Below are 19,352 nucleotides of genomic sequence, written 5' to 3'. Positions count from 1 at the left end.
ATATGGCCAAAACGTTTGACCGAAATTCGCCCCTTGATGGTGCGGCGGTGCCCCATTGTCGGATATGTAATGCAGACATTGTGGGAGCGAGCCTGCTCGCGAAAGCGGTGTGTCAGACGACTTCAGTGTTGGCTGTGCCGCCGCCTTCGCGAGCAGGCTCGCTCCCACAGTAGGTCACCTGTGTGGCCGGAACTGGCTCGGCGCCACACCGCTCCAGCGCACAAACGCATGACGGAAACTGGCGGTCTCGCTGAAACCCAGCGCCTCGGCGATCCGGTAGATTGGCAGTTGGTCTTCACAGAGCATTTGCTTGGCTTGCTCGAAGCGCAGCTCATCGAGCAACTCCTGATAGCTGCAACCCGAATCCTTGAGGTGTCGACGCAACGTACGCGCCGAGCAATTCATCTGTTCAGCCAACCCTTCAAGTCCCGGCGCTGCATTCAATTGCGCGCTGAGCAACTGCCGAATTCGCCCCAGCCAGGCCTGACGCCCGGTGAACTCGGTGTTTTGCTTGCGGCAGCGTTCGGCCATGGCCTGGTGGGTAATGGCGTCGGCCAGTGGCAGGGGCCGATCCAGCCAGCTTTTGTCGAAAGCAAAGGCGTTGGACGATGCGTCGAACTGCAAGGGGCAGTCGAAACGTTCGGTGTAGCGTGCCTGATAGTCCGGTGCCGAGTGTTCGAAGCGTGCGCCCAGTAGCGGCAAAGGTCGGCCGAGCAGGTCTTCGCAGGTGACTTTCATCGAGACCAGGCAAAATTCGACATTGAACGGCGCCAGCGCCGGGTTTTCCCGATAGTCGCCAGCGGTAAGCCAGATGTGTTCGTTATCTTCTTCCAGGCTCAGCTCGAACAGTGTTCCCAATAGCGCCGGATAGTGCAGCGCCAGCTGCAAGGCGTCACCTAAAGTGGCGCTGGTGAGTAAGGCGTACCCGAGCATGCCGTAGGACGAAACGTGCATTTGCCGGCCCAACTCCAGGCCAATGTCATGGCGTAACGCGACCGCATTGGCGCACACCAGCATCTCTTGGTTGGTCGTGATGCGCGTGTCCGCCCGGCTCAGGTCTGCCGCGCTGATACCGCTGCCGGCCAGTAATGCCTCGCTGGACAGACCTTCAGCCTTGAAGGTGTTGAGCACCAGAGAGACAGCGTTGAGGGTGGTGAGGTGGGAGTGGAGCATGGGCGTATTCCGGATCGGGATATACGACACTGAGCAAGTTATGTGCCGTCGCTCAATGGTCTTGTGTCGAGGGATAATTTAGAAACCATCATTCACAGGCATTTAATAGTAGCGTGGACTAACAGGTAACAAACGTCTGTTGTTTTTTGTCATGGCTATTAAGTGTAAAGCCGTGACCAATTCATCTTGTTTTATAAGCCTGAGTCGGTATGTGATTTATATTTTATTGGCAAAGCTCTCGCCTGGCCAACTTAAATGCGGAGAGGCAGATTGTCTACTGTCAGATATTACAGGTTTTTCGTTAAAACATGACCGCTCATCGTATTATTTATTATTTTTATAATGTCGTCGTTTTATTTTGACGAGCTGTAATATGCGGTCTAGATTGCCAATATCATCGAGCCAAGTGCTTTGGTGATCGCGGTATGGGTAGTTTTCAATTCACCGGCGTGCGGAGATTTTGCAGAGTTCTCACTCTTTTCTATGCATGCCTAACAAAAGGAATTCGTCATGAGTAAGTTAGATCAGAAAAGCTTTTCCAAGGATTTTTTCAAAAGTTTGAAAAGCGCCGAGGGAAACCTGAATATCAAAGTTAACGATATCGCCAAAACATTTCCGGTGGAACGCGCCGAGATCAGAGCGAAAGACATTGCGTTGTATTTTGATATGAGTAAGGGTAATCCTGACCTCAATAGCTTTATCGGTCTGGTTATCAGTAAGGATGCATTGAAACAAAAAGTTGAATTGCCAAATGGCGATGTTTATCTATTGTTTCAGGATTCGGCAGCAACTCCTCCGCAAGAATGGCTGGCGTCCAGTGGCTGGGTGCTGGTGGAGTGTGAGGAAGGTAGCTCCCGTGTTCAGGGGCTGATGAGCTTCAGGAGTGACAATGATAATTACGCAGTGCTGCAGGACGGTAAATTCGACGTCAGCATTGGCCAGTGAGTGAGTGAGTGAGTGAGTGAGTTGTGGTGAGCCTTCCCGCCCAATAGGCGGAAAGGTTACTGATGGTCCATCAGCAATGCCCGAGGTGCTTCAGGTCAGCTCGCCACATAAATCCAGTTCAACCAACCGCCGAACCTCAGCCGTCTCAAGCCCCGCACCCAGCAACGCATGCAACTTGCCGAACGCGGTTTCACGGGTCATGCCGCCACCAGAAAGCACACCGACACCGCGCAACCGACTACCTGCCTCGTAAACATCCAGCTCGACGCCACCTTCATGGCATTGCGTAACCGCGACCACCACAACACCCTTGTCCCGCGCCCGTTCCAGGCTGGCGAGGAACTCCGGATTGTCGCTCGGCCCGGTACCGCTGCCGTAGCACTCCAGCACCAGGCCCTGAATCCCACTGTCGAGCAGGCCGTCCAGTATCTCGGCGCCGATTCCGGGGAACAGCGGCAGCACAGCGATTTTCGCCAGTTGCTTGGGCTGGTTGTAGGTCAGCGACGCCGGTATTGATGAAGCCTTCTCACCGCCACCCTGACGCTCAAGACGCTTGAATGGATGACGCCCAAAACTGCGTACCTTCGCGCAACGCGTCGGGTCCAGCAGTTCGCCGTGGAAGTACAGATGAACGCCCGGTGCCAGGCCATGGCCGAGGGCAACCAACGCGCCACTGAGGTTTTCCCAGGCATCGCTGTCCGTCACGCCGGCCGGCAGCATCGAGCCGGTAAAACACACGCGGGCGTGCAGGCCGAGTAACTGAAAGCTCATGGCCGCTGCGCTGTAGGCCAGGGTGTCGGTGCCGTGCAGGATCAGCACGCTGTCGCAGCCCTGCACATCAATCGCATCGACCACGGCTTCGTGCAGTTGCTGCCAGTACGCCGGGGACATGTTGGCGCTGTCGATCAGTGGCGACATCTCGCGAAAACGCCACTGCGGCACCACCAGCTCAGGCTGGCTGTGCAGGTATTCACGCATCCGCGCTTCGAAGCCGGACGCCGGAGCCAGGCCGTGGGCGCTGGCTTGCATACCGATGGTGCCACCGGTGTAGAGCACCATCACGTGTTGGGCGGCAGGGTAGGTCGAGGAATTCATGGCAGTTCTCCGAAAACGATGACTTGTGGGAGCGAGGGGGCTTCAGACTCGACACCAAAACAACGTACGACCGAGCATGACGCCGGCCGCACGTTGTGTCACGCCGGACGCAGGGGATGCGCCCGGTTTTTACCGGTCAGCGTTGCGCTGCGGGTACGCCTTGCGGCTCAGTTGTTGCTGTCGGGGCAGATGCTGGCGGGTTGGCTGGCCAGGCCTTCAGGTCGAGGTCCAGATCCGCGAATTTGCTCGAATCAAACACCGGCGTCTTGATCCCGGCCGCACGCTGGTCATCGTAGTCACGCAGGATGCGCATGCCGACCTTGAACAGCAGGAACAGCGCAATCAGGTTCACGAACGCGAGCATCGTCATGGTGATGTCGGCGAAGGCGAACACAGTGCCCAGGTTTTCGATGGCGCCCCAGAAGATCAACACCAGCACCAGCGCACGATAACCCATCAGCGCCTTGCGGTTTTCACCGATCAAAAAGCGCAGGTTGCTCTCGCCCAGGTAGTAGTTGTAGAGAATCGAGGTGAACACGAACAACGACAGGGCCACGGAGATGAATATCCGGCCCCAGTCACCGACCACGGCGGCCAGCGAGTTCTGGGTCAAGGCAATGCCATCGCCTTCGAAGCCGGGGGTGTAGAAACCCGAGAGCAGGATCAGCAGCGCGGTACAGGTACAGATCACGAAAGTGTCGAGGAACACGCTGAACGCCTGAACCACGCCTTGTGCCACCGGGTGCTCGACCGAGGCCACGGCGGCCACGTTTGGCGCACTGCCCAAGCCCGCTTCGTTGGCGAACACGCCACGCTTCACGCCCATGACAATGGCGCTGCCGATCAGGCCGCCAAACGCCTGGTCGAGACCGAAAGCGCTTTTGACGATGGTCATCAACATGCCGGGTACTTGATCGAATTGCAGCACGATCACATAGATGGTCACGCCGACGTACGCCAAGGTTTTCACCGGCACCAGCAGGTCGGCGACCTTGGCGATACGCTTGATCCCGCCGATGAACACCAGGCCCAGCAACACCGCCAGAGCGATGCCGCTGTAAGTGGTATCGAAGCCGAATGCGTTGTTCAGCGAGTGAGTCACGGCGTGGGATTGCAGGCCGTTGAAGGCAAACCCGAAGGTCACCAGCAACAGGAACGCCATGATCATGCCCAACCAGCGTTTTTGCAGGCCATGCTGAATGTAGTAGGACGGGCCGCCACGGTAGGTGCCGTCGGCATCGCAGCGCTTGTAGAGCTGGCCGAGGGAGCATTCGAAGAAGCTGCTGGACATGCCGACCAGCGCGGTCACCCACATCCAGAACACCGCACCTGGGCCACCCAGGGTCACGGCGATGCCGACACCGGCGATGTTACCTGCGCCGACGCGGCCGGCGAGGCTGAGCATCAGGGCCTGGAACGAACTGAGTTGTCCGGCGCTGCTTTTGAGGCTGTCGCGGAACACCGAGAACATGTGGAAGAAGTGACGTAACTGAACGAAACGCGAGCGGATCGTGAAGTAGCTACCGAGCCCGACAATGAGCACGATCAGTACTTTCCCTGAGAGGAAGTCGTTGATGACTTCGAGCATGGATTATTCCTCGCTGTTTTTTGTTTAGGCAAATGCGGGGCAGGTAGAAATATCGCGTTACACCGCTGTGCGCGTGGCACAACAGATGAGGCGCGTGTTCGTCCCGGTCCCTATCGCAGGTTTGTTATTAGTTCGGGTTTCGCATGGGTTTGAGCCTCGTTACCGACGACCGCTCATGCGAAGAGGGGCGGCACTATACCGATGAGTGTGCCGTCCGTCTGCCCGATTACGGTGCGATCGATATCCGAAGCCTTTGAAGCACCTGACTTTTTTAGCCAGATTTTTGTAGGAGTGAGACCGGCTTGCCGGCGATGCAGGCACCGCGGTATTTCAGTTACACCGCGTTATCGTTCATCGCGGGCAAGCCCGCTCCCACAGGTTCTGCGTTGTTGAAAAAAAGTAAAAAAAAGGGCTTGGGGAATAGATCCCCAAGCCCTCAAAAGGCGAGAGGTGTCTAGTCCCTCGACCTGGTGAGCGTGACCCTTCGTGCTCTTCGTTAAAAGAGCAAGAGCCGGCGTTGCGTTCGGTTAAGCCTTCAGAGGCACCAGACGCGGAGCAATCATGTTTTCCGGGCGCAGGATGTCGGCGAGCATGGCGTCGTCGAGCAGGCCTTCTTCGCGCACCAGTTCCAGCACGCCACGGCCGCTTTCGAGGGCGATACGGGCGATACGGGTGGCGTTTTCATAGCCGATGTACGGGTTCAGTGCGGTGACCAGACCGATCGAGTGTTCGACCAGTTCGCGGCAGCGCTCTTCGTTGGCGGTGATGCCGGTGATGCAGTGCTCGCGCAGCATGTCCATGGCGCGTTGCAGCAGACGGATCGAGTCGAAGATCTTGAAAGCGATCAGCGGCTCCATCACGTTCAGTTGCAGCTGGCCGCCTTCGGCCGCGATGGTCAGGGCCAAGTCGTTGCCGATGATCTGGAACGCCACCTGGTTTACGGCTTCCGGAATAACCGGGTTGACCTTGCCTGGCATGATCGAGCTGCCTGGCTGACGCGCCGGCAGGTTGATTTCGTTGATGCCGGTGCGTGGGCCGCTGGACAGCAGACGCAGGTCGTTACAGATCTTCGACAGTTTGACCGCGGTACGCTTGAGCATGCCGGAGAACAATACGAAGGCGCCCATGTCGGACGTGGCTTCAATCAGGTCGGCAGCCGGAACCAGCGGTTGGCCGCTGATCAATGCCAAGCGCTGAACGGCCAGGTGCTGGTAACGCGGGTCGGCGTTGATGCCGGTACCGATCGCAGTACCGCCCAGGTTCACTTCAGTCAGCAGTTCAGGTGCCAGTGTTTTCAGACGCGCCAGGTCTTCGCCCAGGGTCGTGGCGAATGCACGGAATTCCTGGCCCAGGGTCATCGGCACGGCGTCTTGCAGCTGGGTACGACCCATCTTCAGTACGTGGCTGAATTCTTCACCTTTGGCAGCAAACGACTGGATCAGGCTGTCGAGGCTGGCCAGCAGTGCGTCGTGACCCAACAGCAGACCCAGGCGGATCGCGGTCGGGTAGGCGTCGTTGGTCGACTGCGCCATGTTCACGTCGTTGTTCGGGTGCAGGTATTGGTATTCGCCTTTCTGGTGACCCATGGCCTCCAGCGCGATGTTGGCGATGACTTCGTTGGCATTCATGTTGGTTGAAGTGCCAGCGCCGCCTTGAATCATGTCCACCACGAATTCTTCGTGGAAATCGCCGCGGATCAGACGTGCACAAGCTTCGCTGATGGCAGCGTGCTTGGCTTCGCTCAGGTGACCCAGTTCGCGGTTGGCGTCAGCGGCGGCCTGTTTGACCATCGCCAGACCGACCACCAGCTTCGGGTAATGCGAAATCGGAACGCCCGAGAGGCGGAAGTTGTTCACCGCTCGCAGGGTCTGGATGCCGTAATACGCTTGTGCAGGTACTTCGAGTACGCCAAGCAGGTCTTTTTCTGTGCGGAAAGATGCAGCGGAGGACATGATAGAAATCATCTCGATATGGACCCGGTCTGTGCCGGAACACTGCAAATGCTAGGCTTGTGGAGAAATTTCGGCCAATGCTGTTAAACACTGGCCTATGCACATTCGGCATAATGTCGGTGTGACGCCGTGTGTGCGGCGAGCGTGTGACCTAAATTGGTGCGTGTCCGGGAGGACGTGATGAATCTGGAAAGTAAATGGCTTGAGGACTTCAGCGCCCTGGCCGCCACCCGCAGCTTCTCCCAGGCTGCGGAACGACGCTTCGTGACACAACCGGCCTTCAGCCGGCGGATCCGCAGCCTTGAAGCCGCGCTGGGACTGCAACTGGTCAATCGCTCGCGCACGCCCGTCGAGCTGACGGCGGCGGGGCAATTGTTTCTGGTGACGGCGCGGACGGTGGTCGAACAGCTGGGTGAAGTGCTGCGTCATCTTCATCACCTGGAAGGCGGGCAGGGCGAAGTGATGCAAGTCGCTGCCGCTCACTCATTGGCGCTGGGTTTCTTTCCCCGCTGGATCGCGCAGTTGCGCAATGAAGGCCTGAATATCGCGACGCGTTTGGTGGCAACCAACGTCGGTGACGCGGTGCATGCCTTGCGCGAGGGCGGTTGCGATTTGATGTTGGCGTTTTACGATCCCGATGCAGCGTTGCAGATGGACCCGGAAATCTTTCCGTCTCTGCACCTTGGCCACACTGAGATGCTGCCGGTTTGCGCGGCGGATGCCGAGGGTAAGCCGCTGTTTGATCTGGAAGGCGAAGCCAGCGTGCCTTTGCTCGCCTACAGCGCCGGCGCGTTTCTCGGACGTTCGGTGAACATGCTGCTGCGCCAGCGTGCGCTGCGCTTTACCACTATTTATGAAACCGCCATGGCAGACAGCCTGAAAAGCATGGCACTGGAAGGGTTGGGCATTGCCTGGGTGCCACAACTGAGCGTGCGTGCCGAACTGGCTCGCGGCGAACTGGTGGTCTGTGGCGGCCCGCAATGGCATGTGCCGCTGGAGATTCGCCTGTATCGTTGTGCGCTGGTGCGCAAGGCCAACGTGCGGTTGTTATGGCGCAAACTTGAAGGCGGTGCAGCCCAAGGGACAACCAACTAACGATGCCTTTGTAAGGAGCACAGCTTGCTGGCGATGGCGTCCTGTAAGTCACCATCGCCAGCAAGCTGTGCTCCTACAGGGGCGGGTTTTATGGCACGTATGTCTGCTGACCTGCGAGTCAATAAAACCGGCACTTTGCGCCGTATGACAGATGGTCGCAACGGGGGCTGTTTATCTGTGTCATTACGGTATACTGCGCGGCCTTCGGCCGGTTCGCCCGGCCATAATTCGTACAACAAGCCACGCATTTTGCGTGGCTTGTTGTTTTTTGACGCGCCTGCGGGCGCCCAGAGAGAAGAGGCACGACGATGAGTGCACTGGTTGGCGTGATCATGGGCTCCAAGTCCGATTGGTCCACCCTTAGCCACACCGCCGATATGCTGGAAAAGCTCGGCATCCCTTACGAGGTGAAAGTGGTCTCTGCCCACCGCACCCCGGACCTGCTGTTCCAGTACGCCGAAGAGGCCGAGGCCCGTGGCATCGAGGTGATTATCGCCGGTGCCGGTGGTGCGGCCCACTTGCCTGGTATGTGTGCGGCCAAGACCCACCTGCCGGTGCTGGGCGTGCCGGTGCAGTCGGCGATGCTGTCCGGCGTCGATTCGCTGCTTTCCATCGTGCAGATGCCGGCCGGCATCCCGGTCGCGACCCTGGCCATCGGCAAGGCTGGCGCGATCAACGCCGCGCTGCTGTCGGCGAGCATCCTGGGCGCCAAGCACCCGCAGTTCCACGCGGTGCTGAAAACTTTCCGTGCTGAGCAGACAGACAGCGTCCTGGAAAATCCAGACCCACGCATCGCCTGAGGTTGTTGACGATGAAGATCGGTGTAATCGGTGGCGGCCAGTTGGGTCGCATGTTGGCGCTGGCGGGCACCCCGCTGGGTATGAGTTTCGCTTTCCTGGACCCCGCGCCGGATGCTTGCGCAGCCGCGTTGGGCGAACACCTGCGGGCCGATTACGGCGATCAGGACCACCTGCGTCAACTGGCCGATGAAGTCGATCTGGTGACCTTCGAGTTCGAAAGCGTCCCGGCCGAAACCGTGGCGTTTCTGTCGCAATTCGTTCCGGTTTACCCGAGCGCCGAAGCCCTGCGCATCGCTCGTGATCGCTGGTTCGAGAAGAGCATGTTCAAGGACCTGGGGATCCCGACCCCGGCGTTCGCCGACATTCAGTCGCAAGCCGATCTGGACGCCGCAGTGGCCTCCATCGGTCTGCCGGCCGTGTTGAAAACCCGCACCTTGGGTTATGACGGCAAGGGCCAGAAAGTCCTGCGCAAACCGGAAGACGTGGTCGGCACCTTCGCCGAACTGGGCAGTGTTGCTTGCCTGCTGGAAGGCTTCGTGCCGTTCACTGGTGAAGTGTCGCTGATCGCCGTGCGTGCTCGCGATGGTGAAACCAAGTTCTATCCACTGGTCCACAATACCCACGACAGCGGCATCCTCAAGCTGTCCGTGGCTAGTACCGATCACCCGCTGCAAGCCTTGGCGCAAGACTATTCCAGCCGCGTGCTCAAGCAGCTGAATTATGTCGGCGTGATGGCGTTCGAGTTCTTTGAAGTCGACGGTGGCCTCAAGGCCAACGAAATCGCCCCGCGCGTGCACAACTCCGGTCACTGGACCACCGAAGGCGCCGAGTGCAGTCAGTTCGAAAACCATCTGCGGGCCGTTGCCGGTTTGCCGCTGGGTTCGACGGCCAAGGTCGGCGAAAGCGCGATGCTCAACTTCATCGGTGTTGTACCGCCGGTTGAGAAAGTGATCGCGATTGCCGATTGCCATCTGCACCACTACGGCAAGGCGTTCAAGGCCGGTCGCAAGGTCGGTCACGCCAACCTGCGCTGCGCTGACCGCGAGACGCTGGCGGCACAGATCCTCAAGGTCGAAGCGCTCATCGCCGAATAAATAGTTTCATGTGGCAGCGGCGGAACCATTCAGGGGCCGTCGTTCTCTCATGGCAGGATGCCAAAGTCTGACTAGGCTTTCGCGTAGCCACTTCAACCAGAGGGAAATGCCATGGGAATTATTGGAACCATCTTTATCGGCTTGATCGTCGGCCTGCTGGCTCGGTTCCTGAAACCGGGCGATGACAGCATGGGCTGGATCATGACCATCCTGCTCGGTATCGGCGGTTCGCTGGCGGCCACTTACGGCGGCCAGGCTCTGGGCATTTACCAGGCCGGCCAAGGCGCAGGTTTCATCGGTGCGCTGGTCGGTGCCGTGGTATTGCTGGTGATCTACGGTCTGATCAAAAAGAACTGATCCAAAGCGACAAAGCCCCCTCTGCGCCGCACGCAGAGAGGGCTAGAATGCTCGGCGATTTATCGCCCTTCCTTTTCCGAGCACCTCAATGCGCCGTCTTCTGTTGACTATCCTTTTACTGGGCAGTGGTTTGGCCCATGCCGGCGAACTGCCGGAAACCGACTGGCTCGAACTGATGCCCAAGTCGGACCAAAAAGCCCTCGAAGCCATGCCCGAAATCGACCACAACACGCCCGAAGGCGATGGCACCTTTACCGCAAAGGGTGGCATGAAGCAGAGCAAGGGCTTGCCGGCGGTGATGTACTCGACCAAAACCGTGCCGTCGATGAACGACAAGAACATCCGCATCGGTGGTTACCCGGTGCCGCTGGAGTCCGACGCCAAGGGCCGCAGTACGCTGTTCTTCCTTGTTCCGTATCCCGGCGCGTGCATCCACGTGCCGCCACCGCCGCCCAATCAGTTGGTGCTGGTGCGCTATCCGAAGGGGTTGAAGCTGGATGATATCTACACGCCGCTGTGGGTGACTGGCACGTTGAAGATCGAGACGGTAAACAATGATCTGGCCGACGCGGCGTATGCGCTGGATGCGGCGAAAGTGAGGGTAGTAGAAGAGTCTGATTTGTAAGCGTCAGATAAAACCAATCGCGGGCAAGCCTTGCTCCTACAGGGCAGTGCATATCCTGTAGGAGCATGGCTTGCCCGCGATGTTTTTAAAGCGGATTGCTGCCGATGCTGACGCCTAAGGTATGGCTCGCCCCTGGCGCCAATGTCACCACATCGTCCATCACGTTCGCCGTCTCAATGCACAGCATCCGCTGCCAGCCATCGTCCGCCATGTCGCTGAACGCCGCTGCACGCTCGATCCATGGGTTCCAGATCACCGCCGCGCGCGATCCACTGCTGGTCAGCTCAATGCGCCGCTCCCACGCCGGATCGACGATACTCAGCGTCGTCGGGGTATTGAGGTAGATGCGGTCGGTCTCGCCGGTAAACTGCAGATCACCGGTCTGAGTGACGGTTTTCCAGTCATCCAGCGTCTCGATGTAGCTCAAGCCATCCAGCCCTTCAACGTGCACATTGCGCACATCGCTGACCGCAAAATAGCTGTGCAGTGCCTGGCTGAGGGCGACGGTGTCAGTGCCTTGGTTATGGCTGGTCAGGCTGATATGCAGTTGCTCATCCAGACGAATGCTCAGCTTCAAATCCACCTGATGCGGCCAGCCCGGAAAACCACCTACGGGGTAGGGCAGGATGAACTCCACCTTCAGGCTTTCGCCCTCGGCTTCGATGCCGCCCAGCTCCCAATCCATCGCCCGGACAAAACCGTGGGCGCTTGGCGCTTCGTTGCTGACACGCATCGCCTGAACGCTCTGCGGATTGCGTGCAAGGTTGCCGAACCACGGCCAGCACACCGGCACGCCGGCGCGGATGCTCTTGCCGGCCTTGAACACCGCCTTATCGTTGAGCCAGATCAGCGGCGGTTGGCCGGCCAATTGATAACTGAGAATGTGCGCGCCTTGCTGGGCGACCAGCAATTCGGCCTGGCCGTGGCGGATGCGCCAGCAGTTCAGTTCATCCAGTTTCACGGCTTCAACGTTGGGCGTGTTCATGGGACAACTCTCAATCGGGAACAATGACTGCAATGGACCGTAAAACGGCCGCAGTGTTTAACGCGCGCGCGGCGGAACCGAGCGAGTACGGCCGCTGCCGTCGATGGCGACGAACACAAACACGGCTTCAGTCACTTTACGCCACTCGCTGGACAGCGGGTCGTCGCTCCAGACTTCAACCATCATCTTGATCGAGCTGCGGCCGATTTCCAGCGCCTGGGTATAAAAGGAGAGCTGAGCGCCTACCGCGACTGGAACCAGGAACGCCATACGGTCGATCGCAACGGTGGCAACGCGCCCGCCAGCGACTTTGCTGGCCATGGCGGTGCCGGCCAAATCCATCTGCGCCACCAGCCAGCCGCCGAAAATATCGCCAAAGCCGTTGGTTTCGCGAGGGAGCGCGGTGATTTGCAGGGCCAGGTCGCCTTGCGGGATTGGATCTTCTTGTTCGAGCTCTATCATGCCGGGGGTGCCTCTGACCCGTGACTCTTCATTGGTACTTCAGGTGAATAGCCGCTTTCAAGAAAAACGATTCAGCCCCGAACATACTACGTTCGTCACGTTTCTCGTAAGGCGCCTAAAGGGAAACTCTGCGAAATCGACTGGTAGAGCCAGCAGCGTCTTCGCACAGCAATCCTTTCAAAGTGTTGCAAGATTGCGAGTATATCGGTCGGTAGACTCCGAGACGACCGTCCGGTTCTCATTTTGACCGTCAAAAACCGACCTCTATGTGCTTTTTCGAACAATTTGCTATCGTGCCGGACCTGCCCAAGCCTCCGTCAGCGTTATTGGGGCTGCAGAACCGACTATAAGAGAAGCCCTTGCCATGACCACAGCGCCCTCGAGCATCGCGCAGCCGAACCAACCCGCACGTCCGTTGACCCGTAACGATTACAAGACTTTATCGCTGTCTGCCTTGGGCGGTGCGCTGGAGTTTTACGACTTCATCATCTTTGTGTTCTTTGCCACGGTGGTTGGCAAGCTGTTCTTCCCGGCGGATATGCCTGAGTGGCTGCGCCTGATGCAGACCTTCGGCATTTTCGCTGCCGGCTACCTGGCGCGGCCGTTGGGCGGCATTGTCATGGCGCACTTCGGTGACCTGTTGGGGCGCAAGAAGATGTTCACCCTGAGCATTTTCATGATGGCGGTGCCGACCCTGATCATGGGTTTGCTGCCGACTTACGCGCAGATCGGCATGTGGGCACCGATTCTGTTGTTGCTGATGCGGGTGATTCAGGGCGCGGCGATTGGGGGTGAAGTGCCGGGCGCGTGGGTATTCGTTTCCGAACACGTTCCGCAACGGTATATCGGCTACGCCTGCGGCACCCTGACCAGCGGACTGACAGCGGGCATTCTACTGGGCTCATTGGTGGCCACGGCGATCAACAGTATTTATACCCCGGTGGAAGTGTCCGATTACGCCTGGCGGATCCCGTTCCTGCTGGGCGGGGTGTTTGGCCTGTTCTCGGTCTACCTGCGCCGCTGGCTGCACGAAACCCCGGTGTTCGCCGAGCTGCAACTGCGCAAAGCCCTGGCCGAAGAAGTGCCGCTGCGTGCTGTATTGCGTGACCATCGCGGGGCGATCCTGATTTCCATGCTGCTGACCTGGCTGCTGTCAGCTGGCATCATCGTGGTCATCCTGATGACCCCGACCGTGTTGCAGACGGTTTACCACTTCGCGCCAACCACCGCGTTACAGGCCAATAGCGTGGCGATTGTATTCCTGAGCCTTGGGTGCGTGGCGTCCGGCGCTTTGGCTGACCGTTTTGGTGCGGGTCGGGTGTTTGTGTTTGGCAGTGCCGCGTTGCTGCTGAGTTCCTGGACGTTCTATCACAGCCTGTTCAATCACCCGGACTGGTTGTTTCCGATGTACGCCTTGACCGGTTTGCTGGTGGGCACTATCGGCGCGGTGCCGTACGTGATGGTCAAAGCCTTCCCGGCAGTGGTGCGCTTTAGCGGGCTGTCGTTCTCCTACAACCTGGCCTATGCGATTTTCGGTGGACTGACGCCGATGGTGGTGACATTGCTGCTGAAGGAGAGCCCGATGGGGCCTGCCTACTATGTGGCGATCATTTGCGGGGTCGGGATTGTGGTGGGTGGGTATCTCTGGAAGAAGGGGCGCTAAGCCGGCTCTTTGTATTGACTGCACTGACGCCTTCGCCGGCAAGCCGGCTCCTACAATGGTTCTGTGCTCACCGCAGAGCCTTTGTGGGAGCGACGGTGCGACGATTCGACCTGCTCGCGAATGGAGCGACGCGAATCATCCTGTAAAAACCCGACTACTGGCCTTTCATCCAATTGTCATATTTCAGCCATAGAGTGTTCACACGGCCTGCTGATACTTGGCCCCGACTTAACACACCCTATCTGCTAGGAGTAAGGCATGAAACTGAAGCGTTTGATGGCGGCAATGACTTTTGTCGCTGCTGGCGTTGCGACTGCCAACGCGTTCGCCGCTGTTGACCCTGCTATCCCGAGCTACACCAAGACCACTGGTGTGTCGGGCAACCTGTCCAGCGTCGGCTCCGATACTCTGGCCAACCTCATGACCCTGTGGGCTGAGAACTACAAAAAAGAATACCCGAACGTAAACATCCAGATTCAGGCCGCTGGCTCCGCCACTGCGCCACCTGCGCTGACTGAAGGCACCTCTAACCTGGGCCCGATGAGCCGCAAGATGAAGGACACCGAACTGGCTGCCTTCGAGCAGAAGTACGGTTACAAGCCAACCGCTATCCCGGTTGCCGTGGACGCCCTGGCTGTGTTCGTGCACAAAGACAACCCGATCCAGCACCTGACCATGGAACAAGTCGACGCGATCTTCTCGTCCACTCGTCTGTGCGGCGCTAAAACCGACGTCAAAACCTGGGGTGACCTGGGCGTGACCGGTGACCTGGCCAACAAGCCGGTTCAACTGTTCGGCCGTAACTCGGTATCCGGCACCTACGGCTACTTCAAAGAAGAAGCCCTGTGCAAAGGCGACTACAAGCCAAACGTCAACGAGCAACCAGGTTCGGCTTCGGTCGTGCAGTCGATCAGCTCCTCGCTGAACGGCATCGGTTACTCGGGCATCGGCTACAAAACCGCTAGCGTGAAGACGGTGGCTCTGGCCAAGAAAGGCAGCACTGACTTCATCGAAGACACCGAAGAAAACGCCCTGAACGGCAAATACCCGCTGTCGCGTTTCCTCTACGTTTACGTCAACAAAGCCCCGAACAAGCCTCTGGCCCCGCTGGAAGCCGAGTTCGTGAAACTGATTCTGTCCAAACAGGGTCAGGAAGTTGTGGTGAAAGACGGTTACATCCCACTGCCGGCCAAGGTTGCTGCCAAAGCACTGGCTGACCTGGGTCTGGCGGAAGGCGGCGCTGAAGTCGCAAAAAAGTAACACCCTAGGTCCGGGGTAAACCCGGACCTGTAGGAGCCGGCTTGCCGGCGAAGGCATCACAGCGGTGCAACAGTTGAATCAGAGTCGACTGCATCGCCGGCAAGCCGGCTCCTACATCCCCAAATTTCCGGTCTGCTGCCAGTCCCCGTTGGCGGCGGATTTGTTGCGTCACTGCATTGTCATCTTTCTGTCATACAGGATCGCTAGGGTGTGCGCATGAATGATCTGGCCAATTCCACCATGACTACGAATCCCCCCAAGCGAATTGATTTCAATACGCCTGAGCTGCAACGCAAGCGCCGCATTCGCGCGCTCAAAGATCGCCTGACTCGCTGGTACGTCCTCGTGGGCGGCCTCGCCGTTCTCGGCGCGATCACGTTGATCTTCTTCTTCCTCGCTTACGTCGTTGCGCCACTGTTCCAGGGCGCCGACCTGACCGCCAAAGACGCCATCACGCCAGCCTGGATGCAAGACGCCGGCAAGCCGTTGATGATCTCCCTCGAAGAACAGAACCAGGTCGCCATGCGGGTTTCCGACAAGGGCCAGGCGCTGTTCTTTGATATCGACAGTGGCGCTGAACTCAAGCGCGTCGACCTGCCTGTTCCGGCCGGCACTCATGTGACCTCCATCGGCGAAGACCAACCGGGTCATCCATTGGTGGCGGTCGGCTTGTCCAACGGTCAGGCCCTGGTGTTCCGTCACACGTATAAAGTCAGCTACCCGGATGGCAAGAAAACCATCTCGCCGGCCATCGAGTACCCGTACGGCGAAACCCCGATCGTGCTGAACGAGGCGGGCGGTGCGCTGGAGCATGTCAGTCTCAACGCTAACGATTCGACCCTGATGCTGGTCGGCGCCACGGGTGCGCAACTCAATGTTTTGTCGCTGACCAGCGAAGAAAACATGATGACCGGTGAAGTCACCAATGAGCAGAAGCGTATCGATCTGCCGCAGATGACCGAGCCGGTGAAGAACATCTTCGTCGACCCGCGTCAGCAGTGGCTGTACGTGATTAACGGTCGTGCCCAGGCCGATGTGTTCAGCCTGCGCGACAAGAGCCTCAACGGTCGCTACAAACTGCTCGAAGACGGTGAAGCGCAAATCACCGCCAGCACCCAACTGGTGGGCGGTATCTCGCTGATCCTCGGCGACTCCAAAGGTGGTCTGGCCCAGTGGTTCATGGCGCGCGACCCCGATGGTGAGCAGCGTCTGAAGCAGATTCGTACCTTCCAGATGGGCACTACGCCGATTGTTGAAATCAGCGCTGAAGAACGTCGCAAAGGCTTCGTCGCCCTCGACGCCTCCGGCAAACTCGGCGTGTTCCACAGTACCGCTCACCGCACCTTGCTGGTGGATCAGGTCGTGGAAGGCCAAGGCATTTTCGGCATGTCGCCACGCGCCAACCGCATCATCGTCGAAGCGGGCAGCAAGATTCAGCCGCTGCTGCTGGACAACCCGCACCCGGAAGTGTCGTGGAGCGCGTTGTGGAGCAAGGTCTGGTACGAGAACTACGACGAGCCTAAATACGTCTGGCAATCGACCGCTGCCAACACTGACTTCGAACCGAAGATGAGCTTGTCTCCGCTGACCTTCGGCACCTTGAAGGCCGCGTTCTACGCCATGCTGTTGGCTGCACCGCTGGCCGTCGCTGCTGCGATCTACACCGCCTACTTCATGGCCCCGAGCTTGCGCCGCAAGGTCAAGCCGGTGATCGAGCTGATGGAAGCGATGCCGACGGTGATCCTCGGTTTCTTCGCCGGTCTGTTCCTTGCGCCGTATGTGGAGGGGCATTTACCGGGCATCTTCAGCCTGCTGATGCTCCTGCCGATCGGCATTCTGGTAGCCGGTTTCGTCTTCAGTCGCCTGCCTGAGTCGATCCGCCTGAAAGTGCCGGACGGCTGGGAAAGCGCGATCCTGATTCCAGTGATTCTGTTTGTGGGCTGGCTCTCGCTGTACATGAGCCCGTACATGGAAACCTGGTTCTTCGGCGGCGACATGCGCATGTGGATCTCCCACGACCTGGGCATCACCTACGACCAGCGCAACGCACTGGTGGTTGGTTTGGCCATGGGCTTCGCGGTTATCCCGAACATCTACTCCATCGCCGAAGACGCCGTGTTCAGCGTGCCTCGCGGTTTGACCCTCGGCTCCCTGGCCCTTGGCGCTACGCCGTGGCAGACCATGACCCGCGTGGTGATCCTCACCGCCAGCCCGGGCATTTTCTCGGCGCTGATGATCGGCATGGGCCGTGCGGTCGGTGAAACCATGATCGTGTTGATGGCCACCGGTAACACCCCTGTCATGGAAATGAACCTGTTCGAAGGCTTGCGCACACTGGCTGCCAACGTCGCAGTGGAAATGCCCGAGTCGGAAGTCGGCGGCAGCCACTACCGCGTGCTGTTCCTCTCGGCGCTGGTGCTGCTGATGTTCACCTTCGTCATGAACACCCTCGCAGAACTGATTCGTCAGCGTCTGCGCAAGAAATACTCGTCGCTTTAAGAAAGGTAGAAGTCTGTGAAACAGAACTCCCTGAAAGGATGGTTCAAGAGCGGCGCCCCCGGCGTCTGGATCAGCGGTGGCGCGGTGTCCATCGCGGTCATCATGACCATTGGCCTGCTGGCGGTGATTGCCGTACGCGGTCTGGGTCACTTCTGGCCGGCGGATTTGATTCACGCCAGCTACGACGTGCCGGGTCAGGCCAATCACCTGGTCATTGGTGAAGTGGTACAGAAGGAAGAAGTGCCGCGTGAGCGCCTGAAAAGCGCTGGCCTGCCGGTACCCGATCAGGGCCCGGAGTTCATGACGCGTGAGCTGATCAAGGTCGGCAACCGTGACTTGAACGGCAACGACTTCACCTGGATCGTCGGCGAGTGGCTGACCAACCAAAAGACGCCACCTGAGCTGATGACCATCGAGCGTCGCGAGTGGGGCAACTTCTACGGTTACCTGGTCAACGTCAAACAGGACGGCAAAGTCATCGCTGAAGGCGAAGCGGCCTGGCCGGAACTGCAGGCGCGTGTTGATCGTGTGAACAAGCTCGCGGCACAGCTCAAGACCCTGGAAAAGGTCGACATCGGCGCGATCAACGCGGGTCTGGAACGCATTCGTCTGCACGGTCGCAAACTGGAACTGGCCGGCCACCTCGACGCTGCTGCGCAAGCAGATATGGATGCCGAACGCGCTGAGCTGAATGCACGTTATCAAGACATCGAAGCCCGTCTGAATGACTTGCACGCCCAGTTCAACCGCGACAGCCTCACGGCCCGCGATGCGAACGGCAAAGAAGTCGAAATCAGTATCGGCAAAGTGGTTCACGCCTACCAGCCGAACGCTATGGGCACGATGACCAAGATCGGCTTCTACTTCAGCAAGATCTGGGAATTCCTGTCCGACGACCCGCGTGAAGCGAACACCGAAGGCGGGATCTTCCCGGCGATTTTCGGCACCGTGATGATGACGTTGATCATGGCGATGATCGTGACGCCATTCGGCGTACTGGCGGCGGTTTACCTGCGTGAGTACGCCAAGCAGAATGCGCTGACTCGAATTATCCGCATCGCGGTGAACAACTTGGCCGGCGTTCCTGCCATCGTTTACGGCGTGTTCGGTCTGGGCTTCTTCGTCTATGTCCTCGGCGGCTCGGTTGACCGCTTGTTCTTCCCTGAAGCGTTGCCGGCGCCGACCTTTGGTACGCCGGGTCTGCTTTGGGCTTCCCTGACGCTGGCATTGCTGGCAGTACCGGTGGTGATCGTGGCCACCGAAGAAGGTCTGGCGCGGATTCCTCGCACCGTGCGTGAAGGCTCGTTGGCCCTCGGCGCGACCAAGGCTGAAACCTTGTGGAAGATCGTGCTGCCGATGGCCAGCCCGGCGATGATGACCGGCATGATCCTCGCCGTGGCACGCGCCGCTGGTGAAGTGGCGCCGTTGATGCTGGTGGGTGTGGTGAAACTGGCGCCGTCGCTGCCGCTGGATGGCAACTACCCGTACCTTCACCTCGATCAGAAGATCATGCACCTGGGCTTCCACATTTATGACGTCGGCTTCCAGAGCCCGAACGTTGAAGCCGCACGGCCGCTGGTGTACGCCACGGCGCTGCTGCTGGTGCTGGTGATCGCCACGCTCAACCTGTCGGCCGTATACATTCGAAACCACCTGCGCGAGAAATACAAAGCGCTGGATAGCTAATCGCCGCCGTCCCTGTGTAGGAGCTGGCTTGCCAGCGAAGGCGTACTCACTGACGCCAAAAGCTTCGCTGGCA

At 58.9% G+C, this 19,352-nt stretch carries 16 protein-coding genes; 10 read left to right on the top strand and 6 right to left on the bottom strand.

All coding sequences use genetic code 11. From position 1 onward, the window contains the following. Positions 1 to 174: 174 nt before the first annotated feature. Positions 175 to 1,173 carry an AraC family transcriptional regulator gene (locus ACWGZX_RS13965; protein WP_452628713.1) on the bottom strand — a complete coding sequence of 333 codons (999 nt, stop codon included), beginning with the start codon at positions 1,171 to 1,173 and terminating at the stop codon, positions 175 to 177. Positions 1,174 to 1,683: 510 nt separating this feature from the next. Here ACWGZX_RS13965 and ACWGZX_RS13960 point away from each other — a divergent pair. Then, entirely contained in the window at positions 1,684 to 2,118 is a 435-nt protein-coding gene (locus ACWGZX_RS13960; RefSeq protein WP_452628712.1) for a hypothetical protein, read from the top strand. Between the two features lie 90 nt (positions 2,119 to 2,208). On the opposite strand, the gene ACWGZX_RS13955 is transcribed toward ACWGZX_RS13960, so the two are convergent. The 3 genes from ACWGZX_RS13955 to aspA all read right to left on the bottom strand — a co-directional run bounded on the left by ACWGZX_RS13955 (position 2,209) and on the right by aspA (position 6,753). Continuing rightward, positions 2,209 to 3,213, bottom strand: coding sequence for an asparaginase (locus tag ACWGZX_RS13955; protein ID WP_452628711.1), 1,005 nt, complete (start codon positions 3,211 to 3,213; stop codon positions 2,209 to 2,211). Positions 3,214 to 3,349: 136 nt separating this feature from the next. Further along, positions 3,350 to 4,801, bottom strand: coding sequence for an alanine/glycine:cation symporter family protein (locus ACWGZX_RS13950; RefSeq protein WP_452628710.1), 1,452 nt, complete (start codon positions 4,799 to 4,801; stop codon positions 3,350 to 3,352). A gap of 527 nt (positions 4,802 to 5,328) precedes the next feature. Beyond that, complete coding sequence (aspA, locus tag ACWGZX_RS13945) at positions 5,329 to 6,753, bottom strand: aspartate ammonia-lyase (protein WP_027926288.1); 1,425 nt, start codon at positions 6,751 to 6,753, stop codon at positions 5,329 to 5,331. A 180-nt stretch (positions 6,754 to 6,933) separates the two neighbouring features. On the opposite strand from aspA, the gene ACWGZX_RS13940 reads away from it, so the two are divergent. The 5 genes from ACWGZX_RS13940 to ACWGZX_RS13920 all read left to right on the top strand — a co-directional run bounded on the left by ACWGZX_RS13940 (position 6,934) and on the right by ACWGZX_RS13920 (position 10,724). Then, positions 6,934 to 7,848, top strand: coding sequence for a LysR substrate-binding domain-containing protein (locus tag ACWGZX_RS13940; RefSeq protein ID WP_223521254.1), 915 nt, complete (start codon positions 6,934 to 6,936; stop codon positions 7,846 to 7,848). A 308-nt stretch (positions 7,849 to 8,156) separates the two neighbouring features. After that, a complete protein-coding gene (gene purE, locus ACWGZX_RS13935; RefSeq protein ID WP_007971731.1) occupies positions 8,157 to 8,648 on the top strand; it encodes a 5-(carboxyamino)imidazole ribonucleotide mutase in 492 nt (163 codons plus the stop codon). Between the two features lie 11 nt (positions 8,649 to 8,659). Continuing rightward, positions 8,660 to 9,742, top strand: coding sequence for a 5-(carboxyamino)imidazole ribonucleotide synthase (locus ACWGZX_RS13930; protein WP_452628709.1), 1,083 nt, complete (start codon positions 8,660 to 8,662; stop codon positions 9,740 to 9,742). Positions 9,743 to 9,853: 111 nt separating this feature from the next. Next, the gene (locus ACWGZX_RS13925) at positions 9,854 to 10,099 is read left to right on the top strand and encodes a GlsB/YeaQ/YmgE family stress response membrane protein (RefSeq protein WP_008030708.1); all 246 of its coding nucleotides are present in this window, start codon (positions 9,854 to 9,856) and stop codon (positions 10,097 to 10,099) included. Between the two features lie 88 nt (positions 10,100 to 10,187). Then, positions 10,188 to 10,724, top strand: a complete 537-nt coding sequence (locus tag ACWGZX_RS13920) for a DUF3299 domain-containing protein (RefSeq protein WP_452628708.1) — start codon at positions 10,188 to 10,190, stop codon at positions 10,722 to 10,724. Positions 10,725 to 10,809: 85 nt separating this feature from the next. On the opposite strand, the gene ACWGZX_RS13915 is transcribed toward ACWGZX_RS13920, so the two are convergent. Together ACWGZX_RS13915 and ACWGZX_RS13910 are read right to left on the bottom strand one after the other, a co-directional pair. Then, entirely contained in the window at positions 10,810 to 11,709 is a 900-nt protein-coding gene (locus ACWGZX_RS13915; protein ID WP_452628707.1) for a D-hexose-6-phosphate mutarotase, read from the bottom strand. 57 nt (positions 11,710 to 11,766) lie between these two features. Further along, positions 11,767 to 12,171 (bottom strand): acyl-CoA thioesterase, encoded by a 405-nt coding sequence (locus ACWGZX_RS13910; protein ID WP_007942704.1) that lies wholly within the window; start codon positions 12,169 to 12,171, stop codon positions 11,767 to 11,769. A 364-nt stretch (positions 12,172 to 12,535) separates the two neighbouring features. Here ACWGZX_RS13910 and ACWGZX_RS13905 point away from each other — a divergent pair, with 364 nt between their 5' ends. From ACWGZX_RS13905 to pstA, 4 genes are all read left to right on the top strand, one after another. Continuing rightward, a complete protein-coding gene (locus tag ACWGZX_RS13905) occupies positions 12,536 to 13,834 on the top strand; it encodes an MFS transporter (protein ID WP_223521246.1) in 1,299 nt (432 codons plus the stop codon). A gap of 258 nt (positions 13,835 to 14,092) precedes the next feature. After that, the gene (locus tag ACWGZX_RS13900) at positions 14,093 to 15,094 is read left to right on the top strand and encodes a phosphate ABC transporter substrate-binding protein PstS (protein ID WP_223521244.1); all 1,002 of its coding nucleotides are present in this window, start codon (positions 14,093 to 14,095) and stop codon (positions 15,092 to 15,094) included. A 216-nt stretch (positions 15,095 to 15,310) separates the two neighbouring features. Further along, positions 15,311 to 17,593 carry an ABC transporter permease subunit gene (locus tag ACWGZX_RS13895; RefSeq protein ID WP_452628706.1) on the top strand — a complete coding sequence of 761 codons (2,283 nt, stop codon included), beginning with the start codon at positions 15,311 to 15,313 and terminating at the stop codon, positions 17,591 to 17,593. A 15-nt stretch (positions 17,594 to 17,608) separates the two neighbouring features. Then, entirely contained in the window at positions 17,609 to 19,279 is a 1,671-nt protein-coding gene (pstA, locus tag ACWGZX_RS13890; protein ID WP_223521241.1) for a phosphate ABC transporter permease PstA, read from the top strand. The last annotated feature ends 73 nt before the right edge of the window (positions 19,280 to 19,352 follow it).

The sequence above is a fragment of the Pseudomonas sp. CLCA07 genome, from assembly GCF_053615335.1.
The sequence above is the reverse complement of the archived record's forward strand: the minus strand, read 5'-3'. Positions and strand labels throughout refer to the sequence as shown.

Excerpts from the sequence above, each read along its gene's own strand:
- ACWGZX_RS13925 (WP_008030708.1), top strand. The coding sequence starts at position 9,854 with ATGGGAATTATTGGAACCATCTTTATCGGCTTGATCGTCGGCCTGCTG.
- ACWGZX_RS13965 (WP_452628713.1), bottom strand. The coding sequence starts at position 1,173 with ATGCTCCACTCCCACCTCACCACCCTCAACGCTGTCTCTCTGGTGCTC.
- ACWGZX_RS13950 (WP_452628710.1), bottom strand. The coding sequence starts at position 4,801 with ATGCTCGAAGTCATCAACGACTTCCTCTCAGGGAAAGTACTGATCGTG.
- ACWGZX_RS13920 (WP_452628708.1), top strand. The coding sequence starts at position 10,188 with ATGCGCCGTCTTCTGTTGACTATCCTTTTACTGGGCAGTGGTTTGGCC.
- ACWGZX_RS13940 (WP_223521254.1), top strand. The coding sequence starts at position 6,934 with ATGAATCTGGAAAGTAAATGGCTTGAGGACTTCAGCGCCCTGGCCGCC.
- ACWGZX_RS13915 (WP_452628707.1), bottom strand. The coding sequence starts at position 11,709 with ATGAACACGCCCAACGTTGAAGCCGTGAAACTGGATGAACTGAACTGC.
- aspA (WP_027926288.1), bottom strand. The coding sequence starts at position 6,753 with ATGTCCTCCGCTGCATCTTTCCGCACAGAAAAAGACCTGCTTGGCGTA.
- purE (WP_007971731.1), top strand. The coding sequence starts at position 8,157 with ATGAGTGCACTGGTTGGCGTGATCATGGGCTCCAAGTCCGATTGGTCC.
- ACWGZX_RS13910 (WP_007942704.1), bottom strand. The coding sequence starts at position 12,171 with ATGATAGAGCTCGAACAAGAAGATCCAATCCCGCAAGGCGACCTGGCC.
- ACWGZX_RS13905 (WP_223521246.1), top strand. The coding sequence starts at position 12,536 with ATGACCACAGCGCCCTCGAGCATCGCGCAGCCGAACCAACCCGCACGT.
- ACWGZX_RS13955 (WP_452628711.1), bottom strand. The coding sequence starts at position 3,213 with ATGAATTCCTCGACCTACCCTGCCGCCCAACACGTGATGGTGCTCTAC.
- ACWGZX_RS13895 (WP_452628706.1), top strand. The coding sequence starts at position 15,311 with ATGAATGATCTGGCCAATTCCACCATGACTACGAATCCCCCCAAGCGA.
- ACWGZX_RS13930 (WP_452628709.1), top strand. The coding sequence starts at position 8,660 with ATGAAGATCGGTGTAATCGGTGGCGGCCAGTTGGGTCGCATGTTGGCG.
- ACWGZX_RS13900 (WP_223521244.1), top strand. The coding sequence starts at position 14,093 with ATGAAACTGAAGCGTTTGATGGCGGCAATGACTTTTGTCGCTGCTGGC.
- ACWGZX_RS13960 (WP_452628712.1), top strand. The coding sequence starts at position 1,684 with ATGAGTAAGTTAGATCAGAAAAGCTTTTCCAAGGATTTTTTCAAAAGT.